The 13456-nt window shown below is 65.4% G+C and carries 14 protein-coding genes and 1 other RNA gene; 2 read left to right on the plus strand and 13 right to left on the minus strand.

The window, feature by feature from the left end; genetic code table 11:
- Window positions 1-121: 121 nt before the first annotated feature.
- From rpiA to HY57_RS05650, 6 genes are all read right to left on the minus strand, one after another.
- The gene (gene rpiA / locus HY57_RS05630; RefSeq protein ID WP_019463926.1) at window positions 122-760 is read right to left on the minus strand and encodes a ribose-5-phosphate isomerase RpiA; all 639 of its coding nucleotides are present in this window, start codon (window positions 758-760) and stop codon (window positions 122-124) included.
- A 30-nt stretch (window positions 761-790) separates the two neighbouring features.
- Window positions 791-1255, minus strand: coding sequence for an EVE domain-containing protein (locus tag HY57_RS05635; protein WP_019463927.1), 465 nt, complete (start codon window positions 1253-1255; stop codon window positions 791-793).
- Window positions 1252-1872, minus strand: a complete 621-nt coding sequence (locus HY57_RS05640; protein ID WP_019463928.1) for a 5-formyltetrahydrofolate cyclo-ligase — start codon at window positions 1870-1872, stop codon at window positions 1252-1254. Before HY57_RS05640 ends, HY57_RS05635 begins: the two co-directional genes overlap by 4 nt.
- Window positions 1873-1944: 72 nt before the next feature.
- A non-coding RNA gene (gene ssrS, locus HY57_RS21135) (6S RNA) lies at window positions 1945-2131 on the minus strand.
- 7 nt (window positions 2132-2138) lie between these two features.
- Window positions 2139-2462 (minus strand): cell division protein ZapA, encoded by a 324-nt coding sequence (locus HY57_RS05645; RefSeq protein ID WP_019463929.1) that lies wholly within the window; start codon window positions 2460-2462, stop codon window positions 2139-2141.
- Window positions 2455-2694 carry a TIGR02449 family protein gene (locus HY57_RS05650; protein WP_019463930.1) on the minus strand — a complete coding sequence of 80 codons (240 nt, stop codon included), beginning with the start codon at window positions 2692-2694 and terminating at the stop codon, window positions 2455-2457. The genes HY57_RS05645 and HY57_RS05650 overlap by 8 nt, the downstream gene beginning before the upstream one ends.
- Before the next feature lie 151 nt (window positions 2695-2845).
- On the opposite strand from HY57_RS05650, the gene HY57_RS05655 reads away from it, so the two are divergent.
- A complete protein-coding gene (locus HY57_RS05655; RefSeq protein WP_019463931.1) occupies window positions 2846-3409 on the plus strand; it encodes a UPF0149 family protein in 564 nt (187 codons plus the stop codon).
- Window positions 3406-4716 carry an aminopeptidase P N-terminal domain-containing protein gene (locus HY57_RS05660; protein ID WP_019463932.1) on the plus strand — a complete coding sequence of 437 codons (1311 nt, stop codon included), beginning with the start codon at window positions 3406-3408 and terminating at the stop codon, window positions 4714-4716. Before HY57_RS05655 ends, HY57_RS05660 begins: the two co-directional genes overlap by 4 nt.
- Before the next feature lie 100 nt (window positions 4717-4816).
- On the opposite strand, the gene cydX is transcribed toward HY57_RS05660, so the two are convergent.
- From cydX to HY57_RS05695, 7 genes are all read right to left on the minus strand, one after another.
- On the minus strand, window positions 4817-4948 hold the full coding sequence (cydX, locus tag HY57_RS05665; protein WP_019463933.1) for a cytochrome bd-I oxidase subunit CydX: 132 nt from the start codon (window positions 4946-4948) through the stop codon (window positions 4817-4819).
- 15 nt (window positions 4949-4963) lie between these two features.
- Entirely contained in the window at window positions 4964-6094 is a 1131-nt protein-coding gene (gene cydB / locus HY57_RS05670; RefSeq protein WP_019463934.1) for a cytochrome d ubiquinol oxidase subunit II, read from the minus strand.
- A gap of 10 nt (window positions 6095-6104) precedes the next feature.
- Window positions 6105-7682, minus strand: coding sequence for a cytochrome ubiquinol oxidase subunit I (locus HY57_RS05675; RefSeq protein ID WP_200873924.1), 1578 nt, complete (start codon window positions 7680-7682; stop codon window positions 6105-6107).
- The gene (locus HY57_RS05680) at window positions 7682-7924 is read right to left on the minus strand and encodes a hypothetical protein (RefSeq protein ID WP_019463936.1); all 243 of its coding nucleotides are present in this window, start codon (window positions 7922-7924) and stop codon (window positions 7682-7684) included. The genes HY57_RS05675 and HY57_RS05680 overlap by 1 nt, the downstream gene beginning before the upstream one ends.
- 201 nt (window positions 7925-8125) lie before the next feature.
- Window positions 8126-9451 carry a Xaa-Pro dipeptidase gene (gene pepQ / locus HY57_RS05685; protein WP_019463937.1) on the minus strand — a complete coding sequence of 442 codons (1326 nt, stop codon included), beginning with the start codon at window positions 9449-9451 and terminating at the stop codon, window positions 8126-8128.
- Window positions 9452-10785: 1334 nt separating this feature from the next.
- On the minus strand, window positions 10786-11145 hold the full coding sequence (locus HY57_RS05690) for a hypothetical protein (protein WP_019463615.1): 360 nt from the start codon (window positions 11143-11145) through the stop codon (window positions 10786-10788).
- Window positions 11142-13427: a DUF1631 family protein gene (locus tag HY57_RS05695; protein WP_019463614.1), complete on the minus strand. Its 2286-nt coding sequence runs from the start codon at window positions 13425-13427 to the stop codon at window positions 11142-11144. Before HY57_RS05695 ends, HY57_RS05690 begins: the two co-directional genes overlap by 4 nt.
- Window positions 13428-13456: the final 29 nt, after the last annotated feature.

Consider the following 13456-nt stretch of genomic DNA (forward strand, 5'->3'; position numbering starts at 1 on the left):
TGTCGTGCGTCGAGGATAAGCGAGGCCGTGGCGGTTTGCGCGGGGCATGGCCCTGAAAGCAAAACGCCGCCCACGAGGGCGGCGTTTCATCATGCTCGGCACAGCCGGGCCGGCAAAGCGATCACATCTCGCGATCACCCACCAGCACCACATCCGCCGGCCGGCGCGCAAACAGACCCACGGTGACGATGCCGGGAAGCTGGTTGAGGTCGTTTTCCAGCGCCACCGGGTCGGTGATCTGCCAGCCGTGCACGTCGATCACCCAGTTGCCGTTGTCGGTGACCACGCCGTCGCGCCACACCGGGTTGCCGCCGCGCTTGACGATCTCGCGGCCGATCAGGCTGCGCGCCATGGGAATCACTTCGATGGGCAGCGGAAACTTGCCCAGCAGGGGCACCTGCTTGCTCGAATCGATGATGCAGACGAACTTGTCGCTGGCCTCGGCGATGATCTTCTCGCGCGTGAGCGCGGCGCCGCCGCCCTTGATGAGGCGCTTGTGCGGGTCGCATTCGTCGGCGCCATCCACGTAAAGCGTGAGGCGGCCCGTGGCGTTGAGGTCGAGCACGGGAATGCCCACGCGCTTGAGGTGCGCGGTGGACTGCTCCGAGCTGGACACGGCCCCCTGGATGCGATCCTTCAGGTCGGCGAGGGCATCGATGAAGAAGGCAACGGTGGAGCCGGTGCCGACGCCGACGATGGCGCCTTCCTCGACGTAGCGGATGGCGGCTTCACCGGCCTGGCGTTTTTCGTTGGCGCTCATGGGCGTTTGTTCCAATAAGGGATGAAAGCGTTATTCCATGGCCAGGATGTGGCGCCATTCCTCGGCACCCACCGGCATGACGGAGAGTCGGTTGCCCTTGCGCACCAGCGCCATCTCGGCGAGTGCGGGGTCGGCCTGCAGTTCCTTGAGCGTGATGGTGCGCTTGAGCTTCTTCACGAACTTCACGTCCACCAGTATCCAGCGCGGGTTGTCTCGCGAGCTGGCGGCATCGAAGTACTTGCTCTTGGGGTCGAACTGGCTGGGATCGGGGTACGCGTCGGTGGCGACTTCGGCCACGCCGACGATGCCCGGTTGATCGCAGTTGGAATGGTAGAAGAACACCTTGTCACCCACGCGCATGCCGTCGCGCATGAAATTGCGCGCCTGGTAGTTGCGTACGCCGTCCCAGTGCTCCTGGCCTTTTTTCTTCAGGTCGTCGATGGAGAAGGCATCCGGCTCGGACTTCATCAGCCAATACTGGGTGTTCTTGCTCATGCGTGGGCTTCTCCGTCCTTGCCGGTGGCGTGGCAGTCGATCAGTTCCTGATCGGTGGCGATGAAATCGAGCGGCACGTCCCAGGGTTCGTCGTCGATCTCGGGCAGCTCCTGGAACGCATAGGCAATGCCGACCAGCAGTGGCTCGGTGGGGCGTACCTGCTCGTTGAGGAAGGCGAACGCCCGGTCGTAGTAGCCGCCGCCCGTGCCCAGGCGGTTGCCGCGTCGGTCGAAGGCGGTCAGCGGCACAAGCACCAGGTCGAGCTGGAAAGGTTCCAGCAGTTCGCGGGGCTGGGCCGGTTCGGGGATGCCGTAGCGGTTGGGCTGAACGTCCTCGCCGGACTGCCAGGGCGCAAAGCGCAACTGGTGGTTGGGGCCGATCACCGGCAACAGGAACTGCTGGCCGCGGGTGGCCAGCGGCGGAATCACCAGGTTCAGCGGCAGCTCGCCGTCGCAGGCCCAGTAGCCGGCTACACGGGCGTCCGTCAGGTACTCGGGGAGCTGTTCCAGGCTGCGGCGCAGGCCTTGCGCGGCGGCGATGCGCTGGGCCGGTGTCAGGGCGCGGCGCTGAGTGGCCAGCTGCTGGCGTAACTCGCGTCGCTGGGCGTTGGCGTCCACGTTCGCGTCTCCTGCTGTGCGAGCCCCCTAGAACTTGCGGCGCCCGTAGGCGCCGCAAGTAGGGAAAAGGTGGCGTTAACCGCGATGCCGCTGCCCACCGAACGACCTTGATCCACGATGGATCAGGTGGGAGGGCGACATGGTCTCAAGGCTTTCCGCACGCGGCGGACATGCACAACAACCGATGAAAAGCCGACCCGGGGCCGTATTTAGGAACAAGGCAAATGTAAGAGTGTGCTGGCGCACACCGCAGAAAACGCCGTGGACTATTTTATGTGGGCGTCGAGTGCCGCTTCAAGCTTGCGTCGCAATGCAGCGATGCCGTCGGTCACGCTCTGATCAGAACCGGTGTGCTGCTTGCGCAGGGCGAGGAATTCGTGCGTGACGCTGATGGCGGCCAGCACGGCCAGGCGGTCGAAGCCCGGCGCCTTCGCGTTGGCACGCAATTCGCGCATCTTGCGGTCGAGGTAGGCGGCCGATTCCAGCAGGCCGTCGCGCTCTTCCGGCGCGCAGGCGATCAGGAATTCACGGTCCACCAGCCGCAGGGCGACCGGTTCGTTGGCAGTGGTGCCCATGTTGGTCTCAGCCATTGTTCTCAAGCGCCTTCAGTCGCTGGATCATTGCCTCGACGCGGCTGCGCGCCTGTTCGTTGCGTGCCATGAGGCCGGCACGCTCGCTCGCCAGCTGCTCCTGGCTGTGGCGGAGGCTACGGTTTTCTTCGGTGAGACGGCGCACGGCGTCGAGCAGTCGGTCGACCTGTTCACCGAGGGCTGCAAGCTCTTGTTTCACGGGGTCTGCCTTGACGGAATCGGACGCGCTCATGGTTCGGAACTATAGCAGGAGGCCTGCCCAAAGCAGCAGGCGGCCCTACGTTAACCAGCCGGCTGCCGGGCGTTCCGCGAACCAGTGCATGAAGGCGATACTTGTTCAGTGTTGCCTTAAACTCACCCATTGTCTTGAAAGGAGCCATGCCATGACCGCCAACGAGCTGATTGGCTACGACGAACTGGACGCCGCGGCCGCCCGCCTGAAGCTGGCGGAGGATGCCAGTGGCCTGCATGGCTCGCTGTGCGGCTTCCTGGCCTGTGGCGGCCGCATCGGCAAGCAGTCCCTGGTGGAGGCGCTGCACATGGACGCCGAGGCGGCCACGCCGTCCGCCGGCGACCAGGCGCTGCTGGAGCGCCTGGTGAAGCAGACCGAGTCGGAACTGGCCGATCCCGAACTGGGGTTCGAGCCGCTGATGCCGGCCGACGACCGCCCGGTGGCCGAGCGCGCGGACGCCCTGGTCGACTGGTGCCGCGGTTTCCTGGGCGGCTTTGGCCTGGGCGGCGCCGAAACCCACGCCAAGCTGTCCGACGAGGCGCAGGAGATCCTGAAAGACCTGGCCACCATTGCCGCCTCGTCCTTCGAGTTCGGCGACGAAGCCGAAGACGAGGATTCGCTGATCGAAGTCCACGAGTTCGTGCGCATGGGCGCCATGCTGCTGTTTGCCGAGTGTTCGAACCGCAACGGGCCCAGCAACGACACCGTGCATTGAACATTTCGCCTGAAGAATACGCCCGCCGCCGCCGCCAGCTGATGCGCATGGCGGGCGAAGACGCGGTGCTGCTGATCGCCGCCGCGCCCGAGCGCGTGCGTAACGCGGACGCCAATTGGCCGTACCGGCAGGACTCGGACCTGCACTATCTGTCCGGCTTTCCCGAGCCGGATGCCGTGCTGGCCCTGATGCCCGGTCGCAAGCACGGTGAGGCGGTGCTGTTCTGCCGCGAGCGTGACGAAGAACACGAACGCTGGCATGGCGAGTCCATCGGTACCGACCGCGCCGTGAGCGAGCATGGCATGGACGATGCGTTCCCCATCGACGACATCGACGACATCCTGCCGGGCATGATCGAGGGCAGGGCGCGCGTCTATTGCCATTTTGGCCGCGAACCGGAATTCGATGCCCGCCTGCTGGGCTGGATGCGCCGCCTTCGCCAGTTGCGGGGCGGCGGCGTGGTGCCGAAGGAGTTCGTCGCGCTGGGCCATTTACTGCATGACTTGCGTCTGTACAAATCGCGCGGCGAGCTGAAGTTGATGCGTGCCTCTGCGTCCATTGCCGCCGAGGCGCATCACGCGGCGATGCAGGCGGCCCTCGCGGGTCGCCACGAATATGAGGTCGAAGCCGACATCCTGCGCGTGATGCGCAGCCGCGGTGCTGTCCCTGCATTCCCGCCCATCGTGGCAGGTGGCGCGCATGCCTGCGTGATGCATTACACGGCCAACCGGGCCTTGCTGCGCGACGGCGATCTGCTGTTGGTAGATGCCGGCGCGGAAGTGGACTGTTATGCGTCCGACATCACGCGCACGTTCCCGGTGAGCGGGCGCTACAGCCGTGAGCAGCGCGCCCTGTACGAAGTGGTGCTGGCTGCGCAGCTGGCGGCCATCGACGAGGTACTGCCAGGGCGCGCGTTCAACGCCGCGCACGAAGCCGCCGTGCGCGTCATCGCCGAAGGCTTGTGCGCGCTGGGCCTGATCAAGGGTTCGGCGGACGACGCCATCGCCGAAGGCAGCTACAAGCGCTTCTTTCCCGCCAAGACGGGTCATTGGCTTGGCCTGGACGTGCATGACGTGGGCGACTACCGCGTGGACGGCGAGCCGCGTGTGCTCGAGCCCGGCATGGTGGTGACGGTGGAGCCGGGTATCTACGTGTCGCCGGGCGATTTCACCGTGGCCGAGCGCTGGCGCGGCATCGGCATCCGCATCGAGGACGACGTGGCCGTGACCAAGGACGGATGCGACGTGCTGACCGATGGCGTCCCCAAGGATGCGGACGAGATCGAGGCGTTGCTGGCCTCGCGTTGAACACCTCTCCGTCTCCTGTGGGAGCGCACCCTGTGCGCGACTGCTCCGGCTGGTGGCCTGCGGCAGTCGCGCACAGGGTGCGCTCCCACAAGAGCTTTTGCTATTTGCCCGGCGTGCGCGGCTCCTTGCGCCGATGTGCTTCATCCGTCGCGTGCACCTCGTACCACATCGCATTGAGGATGCCGAAGGCGGTGGCGAGGCCCAGGCCGAGAATCCACGAGAAATACCACATGGCGCTGTTCTCCCCTCAGTAACCGTGGCCGGACTGGCGCACGTGGTCCAGCGTGACGCGCCCGCGCATGACGCGGTACACCCAGCTGGTGTAGATGATGATGAGCGGCATGAAGATCACCGTCATGGCTAGCATCAGCCCCAGCGTGCCCTTGCTGGAGGAGGCGTCCCACACCGTCAGGCTGGAGCGTGGATCCAGTCGCGAGGGCAACAGGAACGGGAACAGTGCGAAGCCGGCGGAAAGTATGGTGCCGGCCACCATCAGGCTGCTGGTGATGAAGCAGCCCAGGCCCTTCTTGCCCACCGTGAGCTGTACGCCGATCGCTCCGGCCAGGGCAAGTACCGGTGCAAGCCAGAAGCTCGGGTGCTCCATGTAGCTGGCAAACCAGCTGCTGCCGTGCGCCACCTGCTTGTAGAGCGGATTGGACACGCCATTGGTCACTACCGGGCCGACGATGGCGTAACCGGCCACGCCGTAGGCGAGCCAGATACCCGCGGCGACGTAGAACACCACATAGGCCAGCGTGGTCCAGCGCGCCACGCGAACAGCGCGGTCGGCGATGATGTGGTCCGCCTTGTACGCCGCCCAGCAGGCGCCGTGCGACAGCAGCATGGTGAGCGACACGAGGCCGGCCATCAGCGCGAACGGATGCAGCAGTTCGAAGAAGCTGCCGTGCCAGCTCATGCGCAGATCGTTGTCGAACTGGAACGGCGCGCCCAGGAACAGGTTGCCGAAGGCTACGCCCGAGATCAGCATCACCACGATGCCGGAACAGGTGAGCACCCAGTCCCACAGAGTGCGCCAGCGCTCGTCATGCACCTTGCCGCGGAAATTGAAGCCCACCGGGCGAAGAATGAGCGCGACCAGCACCAGGAAGATCGCCAGGTACATGCCGGAGAACGACACCGCGTAGAGCTGCGGCCACGCAGCGAACGCCGCGCCGCCGCCGAGCACGAACCACACCTGGTTGCCTTCCCAGGTGGGTTCGATGGTTTCCAGCATGACGAGCCGTTCGTCCTCGGTCTTCCCCAGCACGCGCAGCAACGCCGCGATGCCAAAGTCGAAGCCGTCCATGATGGCGAAGCCGATCAGCAGCACGCCAAGGAGGGCCCACCAGATCACGCGTAGTGTTTCGTAATCGAACATGGCGTTCTCCTCAGGCGTGGGCCGGTGCGTTGGTGGCGGCTCGCGCGGGGTGGGCAGGTGGCCACAGCCCCAGGCCATCGGGCCCCTTCTTGGCGTACTTCACCATCAGCACGGCGTCGATCACGGCCAGTGCGCTGTAGAACAGCACGAAGCCGCCCAGCGAAGTCCATACCTGTCCCGCCGTCACGCTGGATACCCCCAGCGCGGTCGGCAGGATGCCTTCGATGGCCCACGGCTGGCGGCCGTACTCCGCCACGATCCAGCCCAGTTCGGCGGCAAGCCATGGCAGCGGCAGGCTCCACAGGGCGAGCTTGAGCAGCCAGGGGCGCTTGTCGAGCTGCCGCTTGCTGGCTTGCCAGAACATGAAGCCGAACAGCGCGATGAAGTAAAAACCGCAGGCGACCATCAGGCGGAAGGCCCAGAACAGCACGGGTACGTTCGGTATGGTGCTGGCCGCCGCCTTCTGGATGTCCGCCGGTGTCGCCTTGCGCGGATCATCCATGACGCGCTTCAGCAGCAGTGCGTAGCCCATGTCCTTGTCGTGCGCGGCAAGAATGGCCTTGGCCTGCGCATTGTTCTTGTCCTCACGCAGCACCAGCATGGCGTCGTACGCGAGGATGCCGTTGTTGATGCGCCCCTTGGTTTCCTCCACCAGGTTGGCGATGCCGGGGATCGGCTTGTCGATGGAACGCGTGCCGATCAGGCCCATTACCCACGGGATACGCAATGCATAGTGCGTGGTGTGGTTCTCCACGTCGGGTATGCCGAACAGCGTGAACGAGGCGGGCGCCGGTTCGGTTTCCCACATCGCCTCGATCGCGGCCATCTTCATCTTCTGGTTCTCGGACACGGCATAACCCGATTCGTCGCCGAGCACCACCACGGACAGCGCGGCGGCCAGGCCGAAACTCGCCGCCACCGTCATCGAACGCTTGGCGAAATCGATATTGCGTCCCTTCAGCAGGAACCAGGCGCTGATGGACAGCACGAACATCGAGCCCACCACGTAGCCAGCGCTCACCGTGTGTACGAACTTGGCCTGGGCCACGGTGTTGAACATCACCTCGCTGAAGGAGGTCACTTCCATGCGCATGGTTTCGGCATTGAAGGCCGAGCCCACCGGGTTCTGCATCCAGCCGTTGGCGATCAATATCCACAATGCCGAAAGGTTCGTGCCCAGCGCGAGGAACCAGGTGGTGAGCAGGTGCGACACGCGCGACATGCGGTTCCAGCCCATGAAGAACAGGCCAACCAGCGTCGCTTCGAGGAAGAACGCCATCAGGCCCTCGATGGCCAGCGGCGTACCGAACACGTCGCCCACGTAGTGCGCGTAATAGGCCCAGTTCATACCGAACTGGAACTCCATGGTGACGCCGGTGGCGACGCCCATGGCGAAGTTGATGCCGAACAGCACGCCCCAGAACTGCACCATGCGCTTCCAGACTTCGCGCCCGGTCATCACGTAGACGCTCTCCATGATGGCGAGGATCCACACGATGCCCAGCGTCAGCGGCACGAACAGGAAGTGATAGAGCGCGGTCAGCGCGAACTGCAGGCGTGAGAGCGTGACAACATCGGCGTCGATGATCATGGGCTGCCTGCTTGCGGTGAGGTAGAGGAGGACGCCGGCGCGAGCAGGTGCTCGATCGCGGCAGGTCGGGTGTCGGGACGGACGTAATGCGCCGCGACCACCCACCAGATCAACGAAATGAACGCGATCTTGGCGAGCACCAGCAAGATCAGCTTGCGCCCCAGTCGGCGCAGCAGTGGCCTTGGTGGATCGGCGGGAGCCTGGTTTGAACCGGCCGGCCCGACGGACGGCATGAACATGCTTGGAGCCCCTTGCATTGCCTTGGGGCGAGCATACGGAAGGTATGTGAAGTTGTCGTGCGGGACGATGACGCAGCGGTGGATAGCCGCGTGGGCGGAAATGTCACTACGAACGCCCGGCGAACTGTTGTAGGTGTTTCTACCTACGGCCCGCCCGGCGTCACCGGGCAGGCCTCCTGCAGGGTGTTGCGTGCCGCGCGATCAGCCGATCAGCGCAAAGGCGTCGCGCGTGAGATTCTCAGGCGCGCCATCGGTACACACCACATCGTCCTCGATGCGGATGCCGCCATAGGGGCGGAAGCGCTCCACGCGGGCCCAGTCGATATCGCTGGCCACCGGCTTGGCGCGCAGTTCGTCGAGCAGCATGTCGATGAAGTACAGGCCCGGCTCGATCGTCACCACCATGCCCGGTTCGAGCACGCGCGTCATGCGCAGGTAGGGATGGCCCTGCGGGCGTGCGATGGTGCCGCCGGCCTCGGAGGCCTGGAAGCCCGCCACGTCGTGCACCTGCAGGCCGATGGGATGGCCAAGGCCGTGCGGGAAGAACGCGGAAGTGACGCCGGAGGCCACCGCGCTCTCCGCGCTCATGCGGAGAATGCCGTGCTCACGCAGCACATCGGCCAGCACATGGTGCGCGTGGATGTGCAGCTCCGGATAGCTCTGGCCGGCACGTACCTTCGCGACAAAGCCCTGCTGCGCTGCGTCCACGCTGTCGATCAGCGCCTGGAATTCGTCGTGGCCGCGTGCGGCGTAGGTGCGCGTGATATCGCTGGCGTAGCCGGCGGCGCTGGCACCGGCGTCAATCAGGAACGAGCGGCTTTCCGCAGGCGCCTTGCGATCGAAATGGGTGTAGTGAAGCACCGCGCCGTGCTCATTGAGGGCCACGATGCTGGCGTAGGGCAGTTCGGCATCGATCTGGCGCGCGGCGATGAGATACGCCATGTGGATGTCGAACTCACTCTCACCGGCACGGAAGGCCTGCTCCGCAGCATGGTGCGCACGCGTGCCGATGCGGCTCGCCTCACGCATCAGTTCCCGTTCGTACGGCGTCTTGTACGAGCGATGCCAGTGCAGGACGTCGAGAACGGCCTGCGGGTTGTTCGCTTCGGCGCCGGGTACCGCCGGGCATTCGGGACCGAGGATGGCGCGGCGGGTATGGGCGCCGGGCAGCAGGGCCACCGCGTCCGTCGCCTCGCGCACGATCTCGATATCAAAGTGTTCCACCCAGTAGCCCGTCGGCGCCGTTGGTACGACGTGCCAGTAATCCCGGGGCTGCAGATAGATCAGTTTCGGCTTGTGGCCGGGTGTGTAGACGATCCAGCTGCCGGGGGTGTCGGTCAGCGGCAGCCAGTGACGAAAATGCGGGTTGGCGACGAACGGATAGTCCTGGTCGTCGAGGAACTTGCGCAGCGGCGTTCCCGCCGCGATCACCAGGTGATCGAACCCGCCCTTCGCGAGCGCCTTGTCGGCGCGTTCGCGCAGGGTGGCGAGGTGCTGGGGGTAGAGGGTGGCGAGGCGCTCTTGCATGGGGACTCCGGGAGGGGCGCCCTGGTGTTTGGGCGTTGGGGCGAGGGGAGGGTGACATGATGGCGCGTAGGGGGAGGCATCGCCAGTTTTGGGGAGTTCCAGGCGGTGGTGGATGCATGTGGTTCTCGGTCTGCCCTTTTTGAGATGGGCGACGCCGCCACGGATGGGTTGCTGTTTTGATGGTTTTTCCCCTATGGGGTGAGGACTGGGGTGAGGGGCTCGCCCCACGGCTTAAAAAAAGCCGTCATCCCGGCGTTCCACAGGGACTGGCTTCGCGTCGCAGGCCGGAGGCGCTTTTCAACAGCCGCATGGCTGGTCATCCCGTTTCTGTCGCGGTCGGTCGTCGCCTCAGGCGTTACGGCGACCTGGCTCGCCTGCCGCGGGCTTCCGCCCTCCTGCCGGAGGGCGGGTCACTTTTCTTTGCTTGCCCAAAAGATCCCACGGGGACTAGCTTCGCGTCGAAAGTAACCCAAGGAAAGGGCCCCCCGGATGACGCGCCTTCCGGGCCTACGGCCCGGAAGGTTCGCGGTCGGGTTCCGGGCTTTTCGGCGGGGCATCCTGCCCCGTCGAAAAGTGCCAGGGATCCCTCCCTGACACCCCTGCGGGGCCTGATCTCCACCCGCCCGCCGCGTCATACGGGGACCCGGTAGGTCAAAAGCCAAAAACTAAAAACTAAAAACCGAAGCAAGAAGCCGAGCCGTTGGCGAAGCATCCAAAGAGGCGAGTCCCTTGTGGGAGCGCACCCTGTGCGCGACTGGAGCGTCTCGTAGTCACCGCTCCGTTAGGTTGTCGCGCACAGGGTGCGCTCCCACAGAAAAGAGAAAAGCGGGCGACCGTGCGGGTCCCGACCACGCCAAAGCGAAGCGAGGGGCTGCTTTAAGTCCTCATCGCCCTGGCGCGTTGCGAAGCGCTTGGAACTACCCGCTGTGTAGAGGCGAAGGTTGCCAAGCAACGACGTGCTTCACGCGCTCAGGCTTATCCCCACAGAATGCTGCCAGCTCTGGCTCTTCAGGCCATTTTCTTTGGGTTACTTTTCTTTTGGGCCAGCAAAAGAAAAGTGACTCGGCCTTCGGCAGAAGGTCGAAACGCCCGCTGCGTAAGCGGCCCGATCGCGGGATCGCACGAGGCGACAACCAACCGCAAAGTCACTGGATCCCGGCCTGCGCCGGGATGACGGTGCTTATGAAACCGTGAGGCTCGATTGCGAGCCCCCTAAAGGCCTCGCGCTTGCCTGACTCAGACGAGGACCCCCGTCCAGGACCTATCGCACCAAGTCCAGGACCCTTCGCACAAAGAACACCCCAAAACCCAACACCGAAACAGGCAGCACAAACCTAATCCCTCTCCGGCTGCTCCAGCCACGCATCCAGCAACGCCGCATCCGCATCATCGATCGCCACGATGCGATACCCCGCCCATACCTGCCCGGGGCTGGCCGCGGCCTCATGCCATTGCTCCTGGATACCCACCTCGATGTTCTGCGGCGCACTGCCCAGCCCGGGCAGGGCAAGGCTCACCTGGTAGATCGCCTCGCTGCGCGGTGGGTGCGTGCTGATCAGCAGCATGCCGTTGGCGGAGAGGTTGCCCAGGTGGCCGACGGGCTGGCCGGTGACCACGTCGGTGACGACAGCGGTGAAATTGGCGCGCTTGCGCAGGGCGCGGCGCTGGTCGATGGATGCCACGTTGTCGCTCACGTCGATGCTCCGGGGCGCGAGGGGCTGCCATGGCCGCTGGTGAGCTGGCGCAATTGGCTGGTCAGTGCATGCCAGGCGCGGTCGAGCAGGGTTTCCTTCACCGGCGGCATTTCACGCACGCGGCCGCGGGCCATTTCATGGGCGAGTTGTTCCAGCGTGATTTCCTGACTGCGAAGGCCGCGGCGGGTGACGAACAGGCTGTTGCCGGACACGGGCGAATACCACGCCAGCTTGCGCTGGCTGACGCGGCCGTTGGCCGGGTCGATGAATTCGAACCAACTGCCAAAGGGCAACTGGCGCAGGCGCTGGCGAATGCGGTGTTCGGGCGATTCCGGTGATGGCATGGGCGCCGACGGTGCCGGTACCGGCGCAGGAGCCTCCGTGACGCTGTTTTCGCCGAGCCGCTGGTGTTGCTTGAGCTTGAGTGCAAGCTCGGTGGTCGTGGTGGCGGTTTCGTGGCGGGCGGCGCTGGCGGCGGGAATGCCCAGCAGGCGTTGCGCGACCTGCACGGCTTCCTCGGTATGCATGCCGATCTGTTGCAGGCCTGCCTCTACCTCGGCCTGCAGCAGGTGGCGATCGGCCACGGGTTGTTGGCCCAGCAGCTGGTCGGTGATACGCAGGCGCAGCGAAAAGGCTTCGCTGTCTTCACCGTGGCGCAGCAGCGTCAGTGCCAGCACGTCGGACCAGGCCCGTTCCAGCAGCGTGCGCAGCAGGCCGCGCGGGTTGCATGTCTCGAAGCGTTCCGTCATCAGTTCGGCGGCGCGGTGGCGGGCCTGCTCCAGACGTTCGCGGCCTTGCATGGCTTCCACCTGGCGTCGTTCGGCGATCTGCGCCTTGCGGTTGAGCAGGCCAAGGTGATGTTCGATGTCGGCCAGCAGGCTGGTGTAGAGGCCAGTGCTGGGCGGTTCGCGGCGGGCGCGCTCCACCAGCTGGGTGAGCTTGGCCTCGAGCGTTCGATCGATGTCGCCCTCGGGACCATCCAGCCAGTCGTTGGCCGCTTCGGTGACCACGCCGAGCAATTTGCGCGCGGGGTGCTCGCTCTGGTTGAAGAAGCCCTGGTCGGCCACGGCGAGGCGCAACAGCGGCAACTGCAGGTCACCGAGCAGGGAATGCGCATTGCCCCGGTTGTGCAGTTGACGGTCCATCTGCTCGAACAGCATGGCCACAAGTTCCACCGTGTCGTCCTGCTCATCGGTGAGGTGCATCGGCGTGGAGCCTTGCGGCCGCCCCGTGTTGAGCTGTGTCACCAGTTCCTCGCGCAGGGCCTGTGCGCTGAGCAGTTCGCGGCGCGCCTGGTCGGCGATGTCGCTGACGTGCAATTGCAGGGCGTCCAGCGCCAGTTGCAGTTCTTCGGGCGTGGCGGTACGGCCGCCACCCTGGTCAATCAGCGCGCCCTGTCCTGCGCGATGCTGCGCAAGCATCTCGCGCAGGTTGTCGAGTACGGCGATGTTGTCGGTGCGGGCGGGCGTGCTGCTGGCCGGCGTCGAGGGGGCGGGCGGCTGGCGCTGGAATGTTGCCGGCGGGCTGTCGTTGGCGATGGTGCGCGGCTGCCGGTCCATCTGCGTGCGCGGCGCGATGGGAAACGCACGCAGCTGCGACAGGATGCCGTCGGCACGCAGGTGCTCATTGACCGTGTCGTACAGCGTCGCCAGGCTCTGTACCACTGCCACGTCGAAGCTCTGCAGGAGCAGCAGTCGATGCTCCACGGGCAGATCCACTTGTGCCACCGCCGAGCGGAATGCCGATGCCAGGGCATGTGGCCCCAGCGGCAAATGCTCGCCTTCCAGCGGTGGCTGGCCTACCAGCACGGCGAAGCGATAGCCCAGCTCGAACAGCGACGTGCCGTGGCGGGCTTCACCGCGAGCCACCAGTTTGTCCATGGCCGCCGTCTGCTCGTGTTCGGTCGTATCGAGCAGTTCGAGAGGGCGGCGTGGCGTATCGGCATGCACATGTGGGTCGGTCGCCGTGCCCATGCGATTGAAGTGCTGGCGCAGGCCTTCCATGAAGCCGCGATCGACGATGGCGCGTTGCTGCTGGATCAGCTGGCGCGAGTACAGGCATTGCTGCTGCTCAGCGGGACTGCGCGAGCGCTCGGCCAGCGCGTACAGGCGCTGCTCGGCCTCGCCAAGGCACTGGCGAAGTGGCGCCTCGAGCCAGCTCATGCAGAGTGCGTGCGTTTCTTCGATCAGCCGACGGGCGCGGGGCGCCCAGCTGGCGTGATCGGGGCGCAAGTCTCTGTCGGATGCAAGCGGTGGCCGTCGACCCTGCTGTTCGACTTCCATGACACACCTTGTTGGATTCCCCCCGGATG

Source organism: Dyella japonica A8 (assembly GCF_000725385.1).
Lineage (GTDB): Bacteria > Pseudomonadota > Gammaproteobacteria > Xanthomonadales > Rhodanobacteraceae > Dyella > Dyella japonica_C.